Origin of the sequence: Methylotenera sp. L2L1 (assembly GCF_000744605.1) — a bacterium.
Taxonomy (GTDB): Bacteria; Pseudomonadota; Gammaproteobacteria; order Burkholderiales; family Methylophilaceae; genus Methylotenera.
In genome coordinates this window covers 458,452-478,252 of record NZ_JQMG01000001.1, presented here as the reverse complement: position 1 = coordinate 478,252, position 19,801 = coordinate 458,452, and the positions used below count along the sequence as shown (strand labels likewise).

Sequence of the window (19,801 nt, the reverse complement as noted above, 5' to 3'; positions counted from 1 at the left end):
CGGCTTACGCAGTTAAGTAAGATTAGTGATTAATAAGAGGAGGCGTATATGTTAATGATTCGCCTGATATTCGTTCTATTAGTGATTACCGCCATGGTGTTACTAGGCTTGTATTTGTTATCAAGCGACAAGAAATACCTGCATTACTTCAAACAAACCATTAAATATACGTTCTTTTTGGTCATCGTTACCGCTGTATTCTTTGTGCTGCGGCGTATCCTTTATGTTTAGTTTCTTCACAAAACGATTAGACCTATTTCCATCGCGGTATATTCGTCAGCTTTGGTTAGCTGCGTTGTTGCTGTCAGGTAATGTCGCTGCAATGTCAGACCAAGACTTGTTCGAGCACGCACGTGACGCCTACGCTAAAAGAAATGAACTAGCATTGGCAGAAGATGTAAGCCAGCTTAATGACCAGCAGTATATATTGGCGCCTTATGCGGCTTACTGGCTAATGTTACTTAGGTTGGACCAAGCTGATAGTGCGGAAGTAGACGCGTTTATTACGCAATATGCCGATATGGCTTTTGTGGATCGTTTGCGTGGTGAGTGGCTAAAAAAATTAGGTAAAAAGCAGGAGTGGACATTATTTCTGGAGCATTACCCACACTTCAAGCGTGCTGATACCGCAGTTGAGTGCTATGCCTTGTATGGGAAAAGTCAGCTTGAGCATCAGGATGTGGCAGCGCAAGTTAAAAGAATCTGGTTAAGCTCTGCAGACCTACCAAGTAGTTGTACACCATTGTTTGATGCAATGCAGCAGGCTGGTGCGTTGAGCAATAGCGATATCTGGGCAAGGTTAAGGCTAGCCTTGCATGATGGGAAGTTAAATGTTGCTAAGAGCATTATTGCTCGCTTGCCATCATTTGATAAGAATAATCTCGAACTGTTGGATGTAGCAAATCAAACACCTAAGCTGTTGCTTACCAATAAAACAGTGAATGTGAAAATTAACAACAAGAAAGCTGTTTTAAAGACGCCTTCGTTTAAGGCAAAAGATGACATAGAAGTTAACCTGTATGCACTTGATGTGTTAGCGCGTAGCAATATCGATGATGCTGTGGCGGTTAATTTACAAATTCAGCAGCAATGGTCTGCGCCTGATGCTGCGTTTGCATGGGGGCGAATTGCTTACCATGCCGCGCGTAACCATCATCCCCAAGCGCTTGAGTATTATGCAAAGGCACATGAAGTTTCGTTAGATAAAGAACAGTTGGCATGGATGGCACGCGCGGCTATGCGTGCCCAAAACTGGGACGTATTGTTAGATGCGATTGGCCGAATGAGCGCAGAGCAACAGCAGGAAGGTGCTTGGCGTTATTGGAAGGGGCGTGCCTTAAAGGAAAAGGCTGTATTGGTTGAGGCTAATAAAATCTTGGGCCCACTATCTACCGAGCGGCACTATTATGGATGGCTTGCGCTAGAGGAGTTGGGCAGTGTGGTGAACAGCCCACAACTGCAATATACCCCAACTGAACTAGAGGTGACTGCCATCGCCAGCCAGCCAGCGATTAAGCGAGCATTTGAGTTGCAAAAACTGGATATGCGTTGGGAGGCTAAAGCGGAGTGGGTGTGGGCAACCCGTGATTTTGACGATAAGCAGCTGCTGGCTGCGGCAGAATATGCGCAGCGTCAGAAATGGTACGATGTGGCAATCAGTACTGCAGACAATACTAAGCAGTTGCATGACTTTAATTTACGTTATCCAATACCATATCGTGATTTATTTCGAGCAGCCGCTGTGAACGAAAATGTAGATGAAGCTTGGATTTATGGCTTAACCCGCCAAGAAAGCAGATTCATGCATTATGCAAAATCTGGCGTAGGTGCCTCTGGTTTAATGCAACTAATGCCAGCGACTGCCAAATGGGCAGCTCAACGTATGGGTTTAAGTGATTACAGTCATGAGATGATTCACGATTTAAAGTTTAACGTTGGCATTGGCACTTACTACATGCGTTATACCCTAGAGGTGATGAATGGTCAGGCGGTAATGGCAACGGCAGCTTATAACGCCGGCCCGAGTCGTGCGCGGCGCTGGGTAGCAGATGAGCCATTAGAGGCTGCTATTTACGTTGAAACTATCCCTTTTGGTGAAACCAGAAGCTATGTACAAAAAGTGATGGCAAACGCGCAGATCTACGCACCAAGGTTAGGTCTCCCTGTACAAAGTTTAAAAGCAAGAATGGGCACGGTGCCTGGGCGCATCAAGTCGGAAGTGATTTTGGCAGATGTCGAGTAGGGATTAAGCACATGATCGGTGTGCCGTTAATTTGGATGAGTGTTAGAGTTAGCTAATAATCAAGCCATTGCTATATCATCAGGATTTAGCGGGTCAATGGCGATGTTTTAGTGTGAAATCGGGAAGTTAAAAGGGTAGTCATGCAATTAAAAAGAATATGTGTGTTGGGTGGTTCTGGGTTTGTCGGTAGCGCTATCATCGCTAAGTTGGACGCGGCAGGATATGAGGTAACAGTGTTAACGCGCAGAAGAGAGTCTGCCAAGCATCTATTTTTGTTACCTAATGTGAATGTGGTTGAGTGTAATGTGTTGGATTATCATGCGCTTAATACTGTGTTGAGAGGTGTCGATGCCGTCATTAACTTGATTGGCATTTTGCATCAGAGCCGTCGTTTAAGCTTTAATACTATCCATCATCAGTTACCAGCACAGCTCGCAAAGATATGTGCTGATTTAGGCATCAAACGTCTTATTCAGATGAGTAGCTTACGTGCGGATGAACATGCACCAAGTCAATATTTGCGCTCCAAAGCGGCAGGTGAAGCGGCGTTGAACGCGCTACACGATAAAATCAATATCACCATATTCAGGCCTTCTATTATTTTTGGGCGTGGTGACAAATTTACTAATCTGTTTGCAACGCTGATTAAATTACTACCAGTGGTGTTACTAGCAAAACCGAATGCTAAGTTTCAGCCTATTTGGGTAGAGGATGTTGCCAGCTGTTTTGTGAATAGCTTAGAAAATACGCATACCTATGGTCAAACTTATGAGTTGGCTGGCCCAAAAGTATATACATTCCGGGAGCTACTGCAGCAAATCATGCAAGCCTTATCAGTTAAGCGACCTATCATTGGTTTAAATAATACACTTTCGTATTTACAGGCTTTAATGATGGAGTTTCTACCGATTAAGTTAATGTCACGTGACAATATCAAGTCAATGGAAGTGGATAGTGTTAGTCAGTCTCCACTGCCTGCGATTTTAGCAGTAGAGCCAAGTGCGCTAGAGGCGGTGTTACCAGAATACTTGGTAGATCGCACCGCGCGTGGTGCGTATGACCGTTTCCGTAGCGCAGCGGCACGTTAACTTAGGCTTATTAACTTGGGCCCGTTAACTTAGGTAAAGTAATGGACAAAGTAATGCAAACCTACATTGTTGGTGGTGCAGTCCGTGACGAGTTGCTAGGCTATCCTATCAAAGATAAAGACTATGTCGTTGTCGGTAGTACGCCTGAGCAAATGGTGGCCGCAGGCTTTAGGCCTGTCGGTAAGGATTTCCCTGTGTTTTTACACCCTAAAACACAGGCGGAATACGCACTGGCACGCACTGAGCGTAAAACTGCAAAAGGCTATAAAGGGTTTGTCGTACATGCATCGCCAGAAATCACATTAGAGCAAGATCTGGGAAGACGTGACTTAACGGTGAATGCTATCGCAAAAAATGAGGCGGGAGAGCTTGTCGACCCGTTTCATGGTCTCGATGATATTAAGTCAAAAACATTACGTCACGTCAGTGATGCTTTTGTGGAAGATCCGGTACGTATCCTGCGTATTGCACGATTTTCTGCACGTTTGGCAGATTTTATGATTGCACCAGAAACCCTAAGCCTAATGCAGCAGATGGTAGCGGCTGGTGAGGTGGATGCCCTAGTGGCAGAGCGTGTATGGCAAGAGCTGGCTAAAGGCTTAATGGAAAAAAAGCCTGCACGTATGTTTGAAGTGCTGCGTGCGTGCGGTGCCTTAAAGAGGATTATTCCAGAGTTGGATAGGCTTTGGGGAGTTCCACAGCCACCTCAGTATCACCCTGAGGTTGATACGGGCGTCCATGTCATGCTGGTGCTTGATTATGCAGCACAGCAAGCCTTTTCGCTGCCAGTGCGTTTTGCTGCCTTAATGCACGACCTTGGCAAAGGAACTACCCCTAAAGAAATTCTACCGCGCCATATTGGGCATGAAGAGCGCGGGGCGCATTTGGTGAAAGATGTATGTAAACGCTTACGGGTGCCGAATGACTGTAAAGAGCTAGCAGTGATGGTGGCTAAGTTCCACGGCAAGTTATACCAGTCATTAGAAATGCGCCCTAGTACCTTGTTAGAGTTTTTAGTCCAGTTAGATGCAATTAGACAACCAGAAAGATTCAATGAGTTTCTACTAGCCTGTGAGGCAGATTCGCGTGGCAGAACTGGGTTTGAGAACTGCCCCGCGCCAGCAGCAGATTTAATGCGCAAAGTATTAGATGCCGCATTAAGTATTGACGCGGGTGCCATCGCCAGTAAGCAAAGTGGCGTGGAGAAAATCAAGCTTGCGATTTTTGAGGCAAGGGTTGAGGCGATAAAGCGCGTACTTTAAAGCTACATCTAGCTTTGTTGCTAATACATATGGCTGATGCTAGAAGTTAAGCTCGTCACTATTTTTTTGGTCAGAACATGATGGTTATTTAAGAATTAAATACCAAGCGTGTTTTGGATAAAGTATTTAGCTACGTAACCAACCAGCCCGAAAGTTAAGCCAAGAAATAAAACAAATGCACCAAACTTACCTGCTTTTGACTCCCAAGCCAAATGCCCAACAATAAACAGCATCAGCAGCATTAAACCACCTACACCAAATGTCATGCCGAATTCGGTGATTTGCGCTTCAGTAAAACCAAAAATTGTACCTTCCAATGTGTACTCCTAATTTTTGCAATTAACCGATGAAGGCAGGTTGTAGCTAGCATTTTGGTCTTCAATAGTTAAATATTTCATGGTTAACAATTCGTTGATAGTGTTTTCAACAGTTTTTTTAGATATATTTTTACCAAGCTTAGCTTGGAGTGTCGTGGTTAGCGTTTTTAGTTTTCTTGGTTTGGAGGCTTTTAGGCCGATTAAGTGCTTAATCGCTAACTTTCCATTTTCACTCAAAGGCTTTGCATCAGCAACTTTGTTGGTTGATTTAGAGGTAACTGCAAAGCAAGGCATTGCTTCTATTGACTCAGAGCGTGCTGATAGGGTTTTTATTGATTTCAAATGCGTAATTAATGTGTCAAAACCCTTATCTTTAGAGATTATATGGAAAAAGCCATTTGGGTCATGCGCAACAATCTTTCCTAAGTAGAACGCAATATGGAAATCTAATGCATTTCCCCCTGCCTTCTCTAACCTTACGTATTTAGCTCGAGGGCCTAATTTTTCTTTTGACAAAACAAACTCAGTAGATAGTTTTGTATTATTCACACCTAGAAATACTGTCACTTCAAACTGCTCGTTAGACAAAAGTGAAAGAGACTTTATTTGTACATTCTCGTAATCGATAAGTACATAATTCTTTTTGAGTTGTTCTGCCATTTACTTACTACCTACAATAGATTAGGTAACTGCTGCTCAATAAATTCTGTAGGTTTACGTTTGAAGCCACTCTTCGCATATTGGTTCCAGCGGCCAATAATGTAACAAATAATTAAATTTGCTTGTGCCTCTGCATCGTGCTTGTGGCCAGTTTGCGTTTCAGCAATGCGTAAACATTGCTTCAGTGTGACTTCAATGCGGTCATAAAGTTGGTTGATGCGCAGTTGTAGTTTGTCATCTTCATTGACTAATGCATCACCAATCAGCACGCGCGTCATGCCTGAGTTTTTTTCTGCAAATACCATGAGCATGGTCACAATGCGTTGTATTTGTCTGAGGCCTTCAGGCTCTTCAGCACTAATTTTATTAATCAGGCCAAAAATGGTTTCTTCAATAAACAGAATCAAACCTTCAAACATTTGTGCCTTATTAGCAAAGTGGCGGTACAGTGCAGCTTCGCTCACTTCTAATTTTGATGCTAATGATGCGGTGGTGATTTTCTCTCTTTTAGGAGATTCCAGCATCTTTGCCAAAGTTTCTAAAATTTGTTGTTTACGTTCGCCTGCCATGTGATTTTCCTAACAAATGATTTTTTTAATTATAGCTTAATGTGAGTAAGTGCTAACACTGAGGGTAGTCGATAATCTACAAAATTTGGTTTATGTAGCTTTTTAGATATCCAAATTGTTTTCATGCCTAGGCGTTTGGCGGTCATGAGTGCAGGGAGGCTGTCTTCTAACATCACGCAGTCGCTCGCTTTGGCGTTAATGGTTTTGAGTAAGCGTTGAAAGCCTCGGGCGGATGGTTTTGCATGAAATTGCGTAGATTCCACACTAAAAACAATCTCAAACACATCTGCAATCCCTAGTAGCTCAAGTACCCGAATCGCATAACTTCGTGGTGCATTAGTAAATACTAACTTACGGCCGGAGAGCGAATTTAACATGTGTTTCAGTCGCTTGGTTTGAACCACCATGTCGGGTAAGGTGGTCAAGCGGTGTGTTTCATGTAAAAAATGATGCGGGTTTGTCCCATGGTGCCGCATGAGACCCTTGAGGGTGGCGCCGTAAATGCGCCAGTAATGTTGGCGCAACGCATGCGCCTCGGGTTCGCTCATGGAAAGTTCATCCATGATGTACTGTGTCATGCTGCGGTTCATGACAGGGAAGATATGCGCACTGGCATTGTGCAGTGTGTCGTCTAGGTCAAAAATCCAGATTCTACTCATGCTTGGCGCTAATCGCTTATGTGAATCGGCACAGATCGCGTGGCGGTATCTTTATGCGCCACGCATGCTCAAGGTTAAGTGCTTGAGTTATTGATCTGTGCCTGATTTTATTTTGCTTTGATCAGCGTGCCCACACCTTCGTCTGTTAATACTTCTAACAGTAAGGCATGCTCAACACGGCCATCAATAATATGTACGGCTTTTACACCGCTGCGCGCTGCATCTAACGCAGAGCTGATTTTAGGTAACATGCCGCCTGATAGCGTGCCATCTGCCACCATGTCGTCAATTTGCCTTGGGGTTAAGCCAGTGAGTAGTTCACCATTTTTATCTAGCACGCCTGGGGTATTCGTGAGCAGAATCAATTTCTCGGCATTAAGTATTTCTGCAAGCTTGCCTGCTACTACGTCTGCATTGATGTTGTAAGTTTCGCCATCAACTCCTACGCCAATCGGCGCAACCACAGGGATAAAGTCACCAGTGTCTAAGAAGTTGATGATGCTAGGGTCAATGGCTGAAATTTCGCCCACTTGCCCAATATCAATCATTTTGGTGGCGTCATCTTTATCTGCAATTAAGAGCTTGTGTGCATGAATGAAATTACCATCTTGCCCAGTTAAACCGACTGCTTTACCACCGTTGCGGTTAATTAAATTCACAATCTCTTTATTTACTTGTCCACCAAGCACCATTTCAACCACATCCATGGTTTCTTCATCGGTAACGCGCATGCCTTGGATAAACTCACCTTTTTTGCCTAGTTTATCTAGCATTTCATTAATTTGTGGGCCGCCGCCATGCACTACAACAGGGTTCATGCCCACTAGTTTTAGCAGTACTACGTCTTTGGCAAAGCACTCTTTTAAGTGCTCATCTGTCATCGCGTTGCCACCGTATTTAATGACAATGGTTTTGTCAAAAAAACGTTTGATGTAAGGTAACGCTTCAGCTAGCGTCTTTGCTTTTTTTGCAGCAGTTGATTGGTTTAGCATGAGTTTCCCGTGAGCTTAAATTTTGGTCAATTTAGTTTCCGTCATTGTAACCAAAATTTGTTTACAATGTTTTGCTAAACACCTTAGATTTACGTTGGTAATTGTAAAGTTTTTGTTTTTCCGCTGGCAGTTTTTCAACGCCTTGTTCAGTGAAGCCGCGTTCCAAAAACCAATGTTCAGTACGTGTGGTGAGGCAGAATAAACTTTCAAGTCCGCACTGTTTGGCTACATTGGCGCAGTAATAAAATAACTTATCACCGCGGCCACCACCACGGTATGCAGGGTCTATGGCTAGGCATGCAAATTCAGCGGTCTTTTCTGATTCAAACGGGTAAAGTGCTGCGCAACCAATAATGCGGTTGTCGTGCTCCATGATATGAAAATGGTCAATTTCCATTTCTAGCCGCTCACGACCGCGACGTACTAAAATACCATCGTTCTCTAGGGGTTCAATTAACTTTAGGATGCCGCCTACATCATCAATGTTGGCTTGGCGCATACTTTCTAAGCTGAGTTCGGTCACCATGGTGCCGATACCGTCAAGTGTAAACAGCTCTTGAATAATGGCGCCATCAATGTGGCGGCTAATCATATGAGTTCTTGCGACCCCCTGTTCACAGGCGCGTACCGCTGCGGGTAGATAATAGGTTACGTCTTCAGAGATGTTGATCGCTTGCTCAGTTTCTCGTACATTTCTTAATAGATTTTTAGCTTTCTCTGCTGTCATCTCGCGCAGTAGCTCGCCGCGTAAATTATGCACACCTTCTGAGTCCATTAAGAAAATGAGCTTATCTGCATCTAGCGCAATCGCGGTACTCACTGCTACGTCTTCTAAGCTTAAATTGAATGCCTCACCTGTGGGTGAATAGCCAAGTGGCGATAGTAATACCATCTCGTTGTCGTCTAAGCGTTTTTGAATACCAATCGCATCTACTTTACGCACTTCGCCTGTGTGCTGAAGGTCTACACCATCATGCACGCCCAGTGGTTTTGCTGTGACAAAGTTGCCGCTCGCCACGCGGATGTCTGCGCCTGCCATTGGCGAGTTGGCAATGCCCATTGATAGTAAGGCTTCAATCTCTACACGAATTGCACCATTGGCTTCTTTTACTGCTTCCATCGCAGCATCATCCGTCACGCGTAATCCGTTGTGAAATAGTGGGGCGATGCTGTCACGCTTAAGCCGCTGCTCAATTTGCGGGCGCGAGCCATGTACAAGCACTAATCTCACTTCTAGGCTGGCTAATAAGTTTAGGTCATGTGAGAGTGAAATAAACTGTTGGTCACTCACCACCTCACCACCAAAGGCAATCACAAATGTCCGTCCTCCAAAGGCATGGATGTATGGCGTAGCTGAGCGAAACCACTGCACAAAATCTTTAGCGCTGGCGCTGTTAACGGATTCCGCTTGTTTGGCTAAGTACGTGGAGGGTTGCTCATTGACTTGGTTTTTATTGGTGAGGTGTGGTGTTGTCGTGGCATCGCTCTCTGCGTAAAGATTCGCAGGTGTTGTTTCTAGCGCTGATGCGATTTTGCGTAGCAATGACTCTGAAACGCCTAGTTCGCCGCGCTCGATACGAGACAGATTGCCAGCATCGGCATCAATTTTGGAGGCAAGTTGTTGTAGTGTTAAGTTGAGTGATTTGCGTTTGCTGCGAATGCAATGACCAAGTGACATGATTAAACACCAGTTAATTTGTAATGTTTACATTAATATAGATTAAAATTGTAATTAATACAATTTAAACGTGTGTTTAATGCGTAAGTCATATCGTAGCTGGTAATTGTTACATAGTTAAGAATCCCTTTTCGCACAAATACGTTGTATCACTGCTGGTCTTGGTTCCTGCTCTTCACCTTGTTCAAAATCAATAATACTGAGCAACGGTGTGTAAGTGTTAAGTAGCTCATCTGGCAATAAAAGAAAGTCTGGGTTGCTCGGTTTGCCGTAGCGCTCATTGCCGCTCATGAATGTTTCGTAGATGAGTATGCCGCCAGAGTTGAGTAAGTCAGCTAGCAGTTTCAGTAGTGGTCTGTGCAGGTAGCGACTAACGATAATGCCATCGTAAGTGTGTGTGAATTTTGGCAGTTCGCCAGTTTCAAGATCAAGCATCAAAACGTTGATATTCTCGATATCTTTCATGTGTGAAGTTGCGATTGGGTCGCGGTCTATTGCATCAACTTGATAACCTTGCTGTGCCAGCCAAATGGCATGACGTCCTTTACCGCATGCGAGGTCTAGCACGCGACCGTTGCTTTTAATGAGTGGTGCAAACTTCATGATCCATGGCGAAGGATTTTCTTGCATGTTGAGCCTTAAGTGATGAGGTGTCGCTTAATTAAGCTTTACGTGTTGTTTAGTATAAATGTGATGCAGTGAACAGTGTTTATCCGATAAACTCTAGTGGCAAAATTGCAATCTACATCATGCTTAGGGTAAACAATGAATAAATTTTTAATGATTTTAGTGTTAGCGCTTATCTCAGGCAAAGCTTTTGCTGAGTGGACAATGATTCAAACAAACGAAAATGGCAATATGTTGATTGATTTCGAGACACTTCAGAAAGACGAAAATTTAATCACAGTTTCAACCTTAAATGACTATTATGTGCAGCAGCCAAAAGGTGAGATGTCATCTGAATGGCTGGAGTTACACGATTGTAGAAACAAGCAGTTCAAAGCACTCTCCATTAAATACTATGCGGAAAATATGGCAAAAGGCAGCATTTTGGCCAATTATCACTTACCAGAAGCAGAAACTGCATGGTCGGCGGTGGTGCCTTATAGCATCGGTGAAGTGAAAGCCAACGTAATATGCAGTCGCTAGCAGTCGCCATAATCAATCGTGATGGCTTGCTAAAAGTCACCCCATACCAGTTGCATGGCGGCAATCGCCGTTAAAGCAGCAGTTTCTGTACGTAAAATTCGCGGGCCAAGTACGATGGATTGAAAATGATGCGACGTTGCAAGGGCTATCTCTTCTTGGCTCAGGCCTCCTTCCGCCCCAATCAGCAACTGTATCTCACCATTTGGTTGTTGAATCTCCGTTAAACGTTTTGCACCAATCGGATTAAGTAAGATGCGTGTAGTGTCTGTACCTTTACTTGTGCTTGGGTTTTGACTAAACCAATTTTCGAGTGACATCGGCGTCAATACTTGGGGCACATAGGCGCGTCCAGATTGCTCACATGCGGAAATTGCAATGTTTTGCCAATGTTCGGTGCGTTTTTCCGCACGTTCGGCAGATAGCTTTACTACGCTACGCTTACTGGTGATAGGTTGAATATTTTTCACGCCAAGCTCCACCGCTTTTTGAATGGTAAAGTCCATCCTATCTCCGCTGGAAATCGCCTGTAGTAAAGTGATTTTGAGTGGGGATTCGTTATGCACTTCATTTGCATGGGTAATAATGGCGCTTACGCTATTTTTCTTAACGGTAGTCAATGTGCAGTCGTAATTACGCCCATCACCGTTAAACAAAATCGCATGGTCTCCTTCAGCCAGACGTAGCGCACGCGTTGCGTGGGCGGCAGCACTTTCTGAAAGTTGAACAGTCTCGTTGAGTACCAAAGGCGAGTTGGTGTAAAAGCGCAAATTAGCCATAAAGCGGGTGACTCCAAAAGTAAAGCAAGAAATAAAACAAAAGTGATAATATAAACATTAACGTTGTCAGAGTAATAAGTATAACGAAATAAGGAGAATAAGATGGTCAGCTTAAATCCCCCCGTATGTAATTTTGGTCAGCCTGCTGTGGATTTTAATTTATTGGGTGTAGACGGTAAGCGATACACGCTGGCAAATAGTGCAGGTAAAAATGGATTGTTAGTGATGTTTATCTGTAACCACTGCCCTTATGTTAAAGCAATCAAAACACGCTTGGTTGATGATTGCCGTGAACTGTTAAAGTATGGTATTAACACTATTGCGATACAAAGTAATGATACCGAAAACTATCCTGAAGACTCTTACGAACGCATGATGGAAGAGGCTAAATTATTCAACTTTCCGTTCCCTTATGTGTTGGATGAGACGCAGGAAGTGGCTAAAGCCTATGGTGCGGTGTGTACTCCGGATTTCTTTGGTTTTAATGCAGACCTGGAGTTGCAGTATCGTGGGCGGTTTGATGCAGCTGGTCGCCGTCAGTCAGATGAAAATCACCCGAGGGATTTATTTAACGCAATGAAGCTGATTGCTGAAACCGGAGAGGGCCCTAAAGAGCAAATAGCAAGTATCGGCTGCAGTATTAAGTGGTTCCCGCAGGAGTCCATTTAAAAGCCGGCATGAATCAGTGCGTTGTGGATTACATTTCACCTGAGGCTGTATTCACACTAGACGGCTTGTTTCATGAGCGGATTAGGCGCTCGCCGTACCATATCGCGTATCGCTATTTTGATGATGAGGCGGGCGATTGGCGCGAGATAGCCTGGTTATCCGCCATGCAGCAGGCAGTTAGCTGGCAGCAGGCGTTGTTAGGCGAGAGCTTGGCGATTGGCGACCGCGTTGCCATTATGCTTAAAAATTGCCCGAGTTGGGTGATGTTTGACCAAGCTGCCTTGGGGCTGGGTTTGGTCACGGTTCCACTTTATGTTTCCGACCGGGCGGAAAATATCGCACATGTGCTGCAAGACTCTGGTGCTAAATTATTGCTGGTAAATAGCGCCAGTGATTGGCAGGCGGTTCATGCACTGGGTGTTGATTTCAAAAGCTTGCAGCGCGTGGTTGTCTGCAAGCCTGTGCCAGGCGATGGCGATCAGCGCATACGTAGTCTAGGCGCATGGCTGCCGGTTGCCGATGCGCAGAATGAGTTTCAGCACCGCGTATCGGACGCGAACGCGCTAGCAACCATCATTTACACATCAGGCACAACCGGTAAGCCTAAGGGTGTGATGCTCACGCACCGTAACCTCATGCAGAATGCTTGGGACTCGTTACACTACTTCGCTGTTTACCCGCATGATGTGTTTCTCTCGTTTTTGCCGTTGTCGCATGCGCTGGAGCGGATGGCGGGATATTGTTTGCCGATGATGTCTGGCGCTAGCGTAGCGTTTGCGCGCTCTGTGCAGCAGTTGCAGGATGATTTGCTTAACGTACGCCCCACCATTATCGTTACCGTGCCGCGTATCTTTGAGCGGATTCAGCTTGGGTTACGCAGTAAGTTGGAAGCTGGGCCGGCTTTTGCGGTGCGTTTGTTTGCGTTGGCGGTGGATGTGGGCTATAGCCGCTTTGAGTACACGCAGGGGCGGGCCAAGTGGAAATGGCGACATTTGTTATGGTCAATCTTAAAGCGCTTGGTTGCCAGTAAATTGCAGGCGCGTTTAGGTGGACGCTTGCGCTTGGCGGTGGCGGGCGGTGCCGCGTTATCGGCCGATAGTGCGCGCACTTTTATTGGTTTGGGTGTGCCCATCGTTCAGGGTTATGGGCTGACTGAAACTAGCCCGGTGATTAGCGTAAATAAGGCCGAGAGTAATGTGCCTAGCAGCGTGGGGCATGCTTTACCCAGTGTGCAGGTGCGTTTGGATGCGTCCGGTGGTTTAGAAGTGCGCGGCCCTAACGTGATGCAAGGTTATTGGAATAACCCGGATGCAAGCAACGCTACATTTACCACTGATGGCTGGCTAAAAACTGGGGATGTGGCAAACATTGACCCGACTGGCCGCATTACCATTACTGGCCGCATTAAAGAAATTATCGTATTGTCCAATGGCGAGAAAGTGCCGCCTACCGATATTGAAGCTGCAATAATGGCAGACCCCTTGTTTGAGCAGGTGATGTTGGTTGGTGAGGGTAGGCCGTATTTAGGTTTGCTGGCGGTGGTGAATCAGGATAGATGGCTGGAGTTGGCGCAAAAGCATAATTTACCTGGTGCCTGGCCGGAAGGGTTGGATGAGCGTCAGGCAAGTGCTTTGGCTCTTGCGCGGGTGGCGGCGCAGATGAAGTCATTTCCCGGTTATGCCAAAGTGAGAAAGATTGTTTTGCTGTCTACTCCGTGGAGCATAGAGAATGGCCTACTTACGCCCACCTTGAAAGTTAAGCGGCACCTTGTTTTGCAGCAGTATGCTACGCAGTATGAAAAGCTCTACCAAGGCTTTAAGTTTTAATTGCAAGCTTTGCTTGGGCAAGCGAAGGTATGTAAGTGGAGATATGCTTTATAGTGCGCATGGCAGTAGGCTAGGGGCGCGAATTTTAAGTTGATTTGATGAGAGTAAAGGATAAGTTGTGACGCAGACCGTGACTGAACAGAGAAAATTACGTTGGGGTATATTAGGGGCTGCGCGCGTTAATGAGCGTTTGCTACCGGCGATTACCGAAGCATCTAATGCCCAGTTGGTGGCGATTGCCAGCCGCCGCGTGGGTGCGGCTAAGGCTACCTTGCAAAAATACGCACCGTGTCATGCGGGTGAAGTGCAATGTTATGACGAGATGGACGCACTGATTAATGATGCTAATGTAGAGGCAGTTTACTGTCCCATGGCCAATAATGAGCATGCCGAGTGGGCACTCAAGGCAATCAATGCCGGCAAGCATGTGTTGATTGAAAAGCCTATGGCGCTTACTGTCGCTGATATTGAGAGAATTGAACAAGCAGCGCTAAAGAATAATGTAAAAGTGATGGAAGGCTTTATGTATCGCTTCCATCCACAACATGCGCGTATCCAAGAGATTGTTGCATCAGGCCTCATCGGTGATGTGCTATCCACACGCGCCAGCTATTCATTTTTAATGCGTCCAGCGCGTATGTACCGCATTGCCAGTGGTGTGGCGCAAGGCGGCGGCGCGATGTGGGATATTGGCCCTTATGCAATCCACTCTTTACGTTGGGTGATGGGGTTGGGTGTTGGTGTAAATAGTGCGAAGCCGGTAGAGCCAAAATCAGTGATGGCACATGCTAAATTAAATGAGGTGGGTGCGGATATTGTGACTAGCGGCGTGCTGGATTTTGGTTGCGACGCAGAAGGGCGTGCACTATTCGGTCATTTTGATGTGAGTTTCGAGCGCTCGCGTAAATCAGAGTATGAAATCATCGGCACTAAAGGCTGGGTGAAATGCCACGCCGCATGGGTGTTTCAGAATGATGTGCCGGTTATTTCATGGGCAACAGAAGATGGAAAATATGCCGAAGAACGCTTTGCACCAAGTAACCACTTTAATCTGGAAATTGAACACTTTAGCGATTGTGTGTTGAACAATAAGCCAACGCATTTAACTTTTTCTGATGCTAAAGCAAACTGTCAGGCGATAGAGGCAGCGCTGCAGTCTGTTGCGAATCAGCATCTAGTGAAAATCGGTTAAATCTAGCGCTTGTTTTTCGTCAGCATTTTGAAAGTGGGGCTTTGTTGAAAGTCACCACTTTTCTTACGTTGTACTTGCCGAAAAGCGCTATCTAAGCAATAATTTAGCTTTCACGTAAAAGCAGTTAAATTTACTGTATTTTTGAAAACTTCAATTAAGGTTTATGAGGTTTTGCGCAAAACGCTATCTTTATAAGTCCTCAAGTATTAATCATTAGGGAGAAAACAATGGCAACACGTAAAGACCTAGCTAATGCAATTCGTGCGTTATCTATGGATGCAGTGCAAAAAGCTAACTCAGGCCACCCAGGTGCGCCTATGGGTATGGCTGAAATCGCAGAGGTATTGTGGAATCACCACTTGCGTCACAATCCAACAAATCCAAACTGGGCTGATCGTGACCGCTTTGTGCTCTCTAACGGCCATGGCTCAATGTTGATCTACTCATTGTTGCATCTAACAGGCTACGACTTGCCTATGGATGAAATCAAAACATTCCGTCAATTGCATTCAAAATGTGCTGGTCACCCAGAGTACAGCTATGCACCGGGCATTGAAACAACAACAGGTCCATTAGGTCAAGGTATCACCAACGCAGTTGGTTTTGCAATGGCTGAAAAGTTAATGGCTAACCAATTCAACAAACCAGGTCACGATATCGTTGACCACTACACATACTGCTTCTTAGGTGACGGCTGTATGATGGAAGGTGTATCACACGAAGCTTGTGCTTTAGCTGGTACATGGGGCTTAGGTAAATTGGTTGCATTCTGGGACGACAACGGTATCTCTATCGATGGTCACATTGAAGGCTGGTACACAGACGACACAGTTAAACGCTTTGAAGCTTACGGCTGGCACGTTCAATCAGTAGACGGTCATGATTCTGACGCGATCGATGCAGCAGTTAAAGCGGCTAAAGCAGTTACAGACAAACCATCATTGATCTGCTGTAAAACAATCATCGGCATGGGTTCACCAAACAAATCTGGTTCACATGATTGCCACGGTTCTGCATTAGGTTTGGAAGAAGTTGCTGCTACTCGCGCTAACATCGGCTGGCCACATGAGCCATTTGTTATTCCTGCTGACGTTTACGCTGGCTGGGATCAAAAAGCTAAAGGCGCTTCATCAGAAGCAGCTTGGAACGAAAAATTTGCTGCATACGCTGCTGCATTCCCAGCTGAAGCTGCAGAGTTCAAGCGCCGTATGGCAGGTGACTTACCAGCTAACTGGAAAGAAGCAACTGATGCATTCATCACTGCAACTAACGAAAAAGCAGAAGGTGTTGCAACTCGTAAAGCTTCACAAAATGCTATTACTGCACTAGCACCAGTATTGCCAGAGTTCTTAGGCGGTTCTGCTGACTTAACAGGATCTAACCTGACTGCAGCTGCAAGTTTCAAACACGTATCTGGTAAAGAGCCAGGTAACTACATCTCTTACGGTGTACGTGAGTTCGGTATGTTTGCAATCATGAACGGTATGGCATTGCACGGTGGTCTATTACCATTCGGCGGTACATTCCACATGTTCTCAGACTACGCTAAGAGCGCATTGCGTATGGCTGCATTGATGAAACAACGTACGATCGCTGTTTTATCACATGACTCTATCGGCCAAGGTGAAGATGGTCCTACTCACCAACCAATTGAAAACACATCAGGTTTACGTTACATTCCTAACATGGATGTATGGCGTCCAGGTAGTTCAACAGAAACTGCTGTTGCTTGGGTAGCTGCGGTTGAGCGTAAAAATGGTCCATCTAGCTTGGTATTAAGCCGTCAAAACGTTGCTGGTATCAAACATGATGCAGCGCAGTTAGATTTAATGCGTAAGGGTGCTTATGTGTTCTCTGACGTAGCTGGTAAAGCAGACGTTATCATCATCGCTAACGGTTCAGAGTTAGAGTTGGCTGTTAAAGCGGCTGCTGAATTGAATGCTGCTGGTACTAAAGTACGTGTAGTTTCAATGCCATCAACAAACGTATTTGACCGTCAAGACAAAGCATACAAAGACAGCGTGTTAACTCCAGGTGTTAAACGTGTAGCGGTTGAAGCTGCTCACTCAGACTTCTGGCGTAAATATGTAGGTCTTGAAGGCGCTGTAGTTGGTATCGATACATTTGGTGAATCTGCACCTGGCGGTACATTAATGAAGCACTTTGGCTTTACAGTTGAAAACGTAGTTGCAACTGTTAAATCGGTGCTTTAATTCGCTAGTGTGACCAAGCGGTATCAGTTTGTAAGTTTGGTCAGTTAGTATAAAAAGGCACCTCAACATTGGGGTGCCTTAATTTTTTATAGCGCTAGTTTTTATAGCGGATGTCTAGCTTTAAGTGGTAGATGAATTTAAGCTATGTATGCTTTAACTGGCTTGCAGTTAATTGAAAATATTTAGGAATTATCATGGCAATTCGAGTGGCAATTAATGGTTATGGTCGTATTGGACGCATGGTGTTGCGTGCAGTGTATGAGTTAGGTCGTAAAGATATTGAAATAGTTGCGATTAATAGCACAGGCGGTGATGCCGAAAGTAATGCACACTTAACGCGTTACGACAGTGCACACGGCAGATTCCCATTTGATGTAGGCGTCGATGGCGATGACATGATTATCAATAGCCAGAAAATTAAAACATTTTCAACGCGTAACCCAGCTGAACTGCCATGGCGTGACCTAGGTATTGATGTTGTACTAGAGTGTACAGGTGCATTTAATAGTAAAGCTAAAGCACAAGTGCATATTGATGCAGGTGCAAAAAAAGTATTGTTATCAGCACCAGGTGATAAAGATGTTGATGCAACCGTGGTATATGGTGTGAACCATGATGTGATTAAAGCAAGCCATACTGTCGTTTCCAATGCTTCATGCACCACCAATGGTCTTGCGCCGATGGTAAAACCTTTGAATGACAAAATTGGTATCGTTAATGGTCTGATGAACACGATACACTCATACACCAATGACCAAGTGTTAACAGACTCACATCACTCAGATATGCGTCGCGCACGCTCTGCCACAACCTCATTGATTCCTACTAAGACTGGTGCAGCAGCAGCAGTTGGTTTGGTGTTGCCAGAGTTGAATGGCAAGCTAGATGGATTCGCGATTCGCGTACCAACTATCAATGTGTCGATTGTTGACTTAACATTTACACCATCACGCCCGACGACTAAGGAAGAAGTAAACCATATCATGCATGAAGCGGCTAATAGCGGCGCGCTTAAAGGCATTTTATCTTACAACGAGGCGCCGTTAGTTTCTGTAGATTACAACCACACCAACTTCTCATCCAATTTTGACGCAACCTTAACTAAGGTAACCAAAGATGGCATGTTAGTTAAAGTGTGTGCATGGTATGACAACGAGTGGGGCTTTAGCTGCCGTATGTTAGATAACGTAACAGCTATGATGGCTGCTGAATAAGGAGATTTGTCATGAACGTGATCAAAATGACAGATCTGGATTTAAACGGTAAGCGTGTGTTAATTCGCGCAGATCTTAACGTGCCTGTGGCTGATGGTAAAGTGACCTCAGATGCGCGTATTACCGCTTCAATGGCGACAATCGAGTTTGCCATTAAAGCCGGTGCTAAAGTGATGGTGACCTCACATCTGGGCCGTCCTGAAGAGGGTGTTTACTCAGAAGAAAACTCATTGCAGCCAGTGGTTGATGTGATTTCAGCAAAACTGGCTAAACCTGTGCGCCTGATTAAAGATTGGGTTGACGGTGGCTTTGATGTGGCTGCTGGCGAATTGGTGGTGTTAGAAAACTGCCGCTTTAACAAAGGCGAGAAGAAAAGTAGCGATGAACTGTCACAAAAATATGCGAAACTATGTGATGTTTTCGTGATGGATGCTTTTGGTACTGCGCATCGTGCTGAAGCAAGCACACATGGTGTTGCAAAATTTGCACCAGTGGCAGCAGCAGGCATATTATTAGTGAACGAGTTAGAAGCGTTGACTAAAGCTTTGTTGAGCCCAGCGCGTCCAATGGTGGCGATTGTTGGCGGTAGCAAAGTGTCAACCAAGCTGACAGTGCTGGAGAGTTTGTCTGAAAAAGTAGATCAGATGGTGGTGGGTGGTGGTATTGCCAATACCTTCCTAAAAGCTTCTGGTTTTGAAGTTGGTAAATCATTGTGTGAAGATGACTTAGTGCCTGTGGCGCGCACCTTAATGGACAAAATGTCCCAAAGAGGCGCAGCGGTACCCGTTGCGGTTGATGTGGTCTGTGCTAAGAAATTTGATGCAAATGAGCCAGCAATCAAGAAAGACGTGGCTGATGTAGCTGCAGATGATATGATTTTTGATATTGGCGCGAAATCTGCTAATGAATTAGTAGAGATCATTAAAAACGCAGGGACTGTGGTTTGGAATGGCCCAGTCGGTGTGTTTGAATTTGATCAGTTTGGCGAAGGCACTAAAACAATCGCTGATGCCATTGCTAATACAAAAGCATTTACTTTAGCGGGTGGTGGCGACACGATTGCAGCTATTCAAAAATACGGCATTGAAAGTAAAGTAGATTACATTTCAACTGCGGGTGGTGCATTTTTAGAGTTCTTAGAGGGTAAGAAGTTACCAGCAGTTGAGATTTTGGAATTACGTGCTAAAAGTTAACTAGCCCGAACCTTTAGTGATAAAAGTAATACTTTAAAAATGGGGCTATTCGCCCCATTTTTATTTTGAATGCGTTATTCTTTCAGAAATAAAGGTAAAAGT

At 45.0% G+C, this 19,801-nt stretch carries 19 protein-coding genes; 11 read left to right on the top strand and 8 right to left on the bottom strand.

Annotated elements, in window-relative coordinates; genetic code table 11:
- Window positions 1–48: 48 nt before the first annotated feature.
- The 4 genes from FG24_RS02270 to FG24_RS02255 all read left to right on the top strand — a co-directional run bounded on the left by FG24_RS02270 (window position 49) and on the right by FG24_RS02255 (window position 4,592).
- A complete protein-coding gene (locus FG24_RS02270) occupies window positions 49–231 on the top strand; it encodes a hypothetical protein (RefSeq protein WP_019897288.1) in 183 nt (60 codons plus the stop codon).
- Window positions 224–2,242 (top strand): transglycosylase SLT domain-containing protein, encoded by a 2,019-nt coding sequence (locus FG24_RS02265; RefSeq protein ID WP_036300543.1) that lies wholly within the window; start codon window positions 224–226, stop codon window positions 2,240–2,242. The genes FG24_RS02270 and FG24_RS02265 overlap by 8 nt, the downstream gene beginning before the upstream one ends.
- A gap of 140 nt (window positions 2,243–2,382) precedes the next feature.
- On the top strand, window positions 2,383–3,330 hold the full coding sequence (locus FG24_RS02260) for a complex I NDUFA9 subunit family protein (RefSeq protein WP_036300541.1): 948 nt from the start codon (window positions 2,383–2,385) through the stop codon (window positions 3,328–3,330).
- A gap of 53 nt (window positions 3,331–3,383) precedes the next feature.
- Entirely contained in the window at window positions 3,384–4,592 is a 1,209-nt protein-coding gene (locus tag FG24_RS02255) for a multifunctional CCA addition/repair protein (RefSeq protein WP_036303859.1), read from the top strand.
- Window positions 4,593–4,687: 95 nt separating this feature from the next.
- On the opposite strand, the gene FG24_RS02250 is transcribed toward FG24_RS02255, so the two are convergent.
- The 7 genes from FG24_RS02250 to FG24_RS02220 all read right to left on the bottom strand — a co-directional run bounded on the left by FG24_RS02250 (window position 4,688) and on the right by FG24_RS02220 (window position 10,097).
- Window positions 4,688–4,909 (bottom strand): DUF2788 domain-containing protein, encoded by a 222-nt coding sequence (locus FG24_RS02250; RefSeq protein WP_036300540.1) that lies wholly within the window; start codon window positions 4,907–4,909, stop codon window positions 4,688–4,690.
- 9 nt (window positions 4,910–4,918) lie between these two features.
- Window positions 4,919–5,569, bottom strand: a complete 651-nt coding sequence (locus FG24_RS02245; protein ID WP_036300528.1) for a PIN domain-containing protein — start codon at window positions 5,567–5,569, stop codon at window positions 4,919–4,921.
- An 11-nt stretch (window positions 5,570–5,580) separates the two neighbouring features.
- The gene (slmA, locus tag FG24_RS02240) at window positions 5,581–6,138 is read right to left on the bottom strand and encodes a nucleoid occlusion factor SlmA (protein ID WP_036300525.1); all 558 of its coding nucleotides are present in this window, start codon (window positions 6,136–6,138) and stop codon (window positions 5,581–5,583) included.
- 29 nt (window positions 6,139–6,167) lie between these two features.
- The gene (locus tag FG24_RS02235; RefSeq protein ID WP_036300522.1) at window positions 6,168–6,797 is read right to left on the bottom strand and encodes a pyrimidine 5'-nucleotidase; all 630 of its coding nucleotides are present in this window, start codon (window positions 6,795–6,797) and stop codon (window positions 6,168–6,170) included.
- A 107-nt stretch (window positions 6,798–6,904) separates the two neighbouring features.
- Window positions 6,905–7,789, bottom strand: a complete 885-nt coding sequence (gene argB / locus FG24_RS02230) for an acetylglutamate kinase (RefSeq protein ID WP_036300521.1) — start codon at window positions 7,787–7,789, stop codon at window positions 6,905–6,907.
- Window positions 7,790–7,850: 61 nt separating this feature from the next.
- On the bottom strand, window positions 7,851–9,467 hold the full coding sequence (argA, locus tag FG24_RS02225; protein ID WP_036300520.1) for an amino-acid N-acetyltransferase: 1,617 nt from the start codon (window positions 9,465–9,467) through the stop codon (window positions 7,851–7,853).
- 117 nt (window positions 9,468–9,584) lie between these two features.
- Entirely contained in the window at window positions 9,585–10,097 is a 513-nt protein-coding gene (locus tag FG24_RS02220; protein ID WP_036300519.1) for a class I SAM-dependent methyltransferase, read from the bottom strand.
- A 135-nt stretch (window positions 10,098–10,232) separates the two neighbouring features.
- On the opposite strand from FG24_RS02220, the gene FG24_RS02215 reads away from it, so the two are divergent.
- The gene (locus FG24_RS02215) at window positions 10,233–10,616 is read left to right on the top strand and encodes a surface-adhesin E family protein (RefSeq protein ID WP_036300518.1); all 384 of its coding nucleotides are present in this window, start codon (window positions 10,233–10,235) and stop codon (window positions 10,614–10,616) included.
- A gap of 29 nt (window positions 10,617–10,645) precedes the next feature.
- On the opposite strand, the gene FG24_RS02210 is transcribed toward FG24_RS02215, so the two are convergent.
- Window positions 10,646–11,392, bottom strand: a complete 747-nt coding sequence (locus tag FG24_RS02210) for a 16S rRNA (uracil(1498)-N(3))-methyltransferase (protein WP_036300511.1) — start codon at window positions 11,390–11,392, stop codon at window positions 10,646–10,648.
- Between the two features lie 102 nt (window positions 11,393–11,494).
- On the opposite strand from FG24_RS02210, the gene FG24_RS02205 reads away from it, so the two are divergent.
- From FG24_RS02205 to FG24_RS02180, 6 genes are all read left to right on the top strand, one after another.
- The gene (locus FG24_RS02205; RefSeq protein ID WP_036300509.1) at window positions 11,495–12,061 is read left to right on the top strand and encodes a thioredoxin family protein; all 567 of its coding nucleotides are present in this window, start codon (window positions 11,495–11,497) and stop codon (window positions 12,059–12,061) included.
- An 8-nt stretch (window positions 12,062–12,069) separates the two neighbouring features.
- Complete coding sequence (locus tag FG24_RS02200; protein WP_036300507.1) at window positions 12,070–13,887, top strand: AMP-dependent synthetase/ligase; 1,818 nt, start codon at window positions 12,070–12,072, stop codon at window positions 13,885–13,887.
- A gap of 118 nt (window positions 13,888–14,005) precedes the next feature.
- Window positions 14,006–15,079: a Gfo/Idh/MocA family protein gene (locus FG24_RS02195; protein WP_036300505.1), complete on the top strand. Its 1,074-nt coding sequence runs from the start codon at window positions 14,006–14,008 to the stop codon at window positions 15,077–15,079.
- 227 nt (window positions 15,080–15,306) lie between these two features.
- Entirely contained in the window at window positions 15,307–17,292 is a 1,986-nt protein-coding gene (gene tkt / locus FG24_RS02190) for a transketolase (protein ID WP_036300502.1), read from the top strand.
- Between the two features lie 194 nt (window positions 17,293–17,486).
- Entirely contained in the window at window positions 17,487–18,506 is a 1,020-nt protein-coding gene (gap, locus tag FG24_RS02185) for a type I glyceraldehyde-3-phosphate dehydrogenase (protein ID WP_036300501.1), read from the top strand.
- 11 nt (window positions 18,507–18,517) lie between these two features.
- The gene (locus FG24_RS02180) at window positions 18,518–19,699 is read left to right on the top strand and encodes a phosphoglycerate kinase (RefSeq protein WP_036300496.1); all 1,182 of its coding nucleotides are present in this window, start codon (window positions 18,518–18,520) and stop codon (window positions 19,697–19,699) included.
- Window positions 19,700–19,801: the final 102 nt, after the last annotated feature.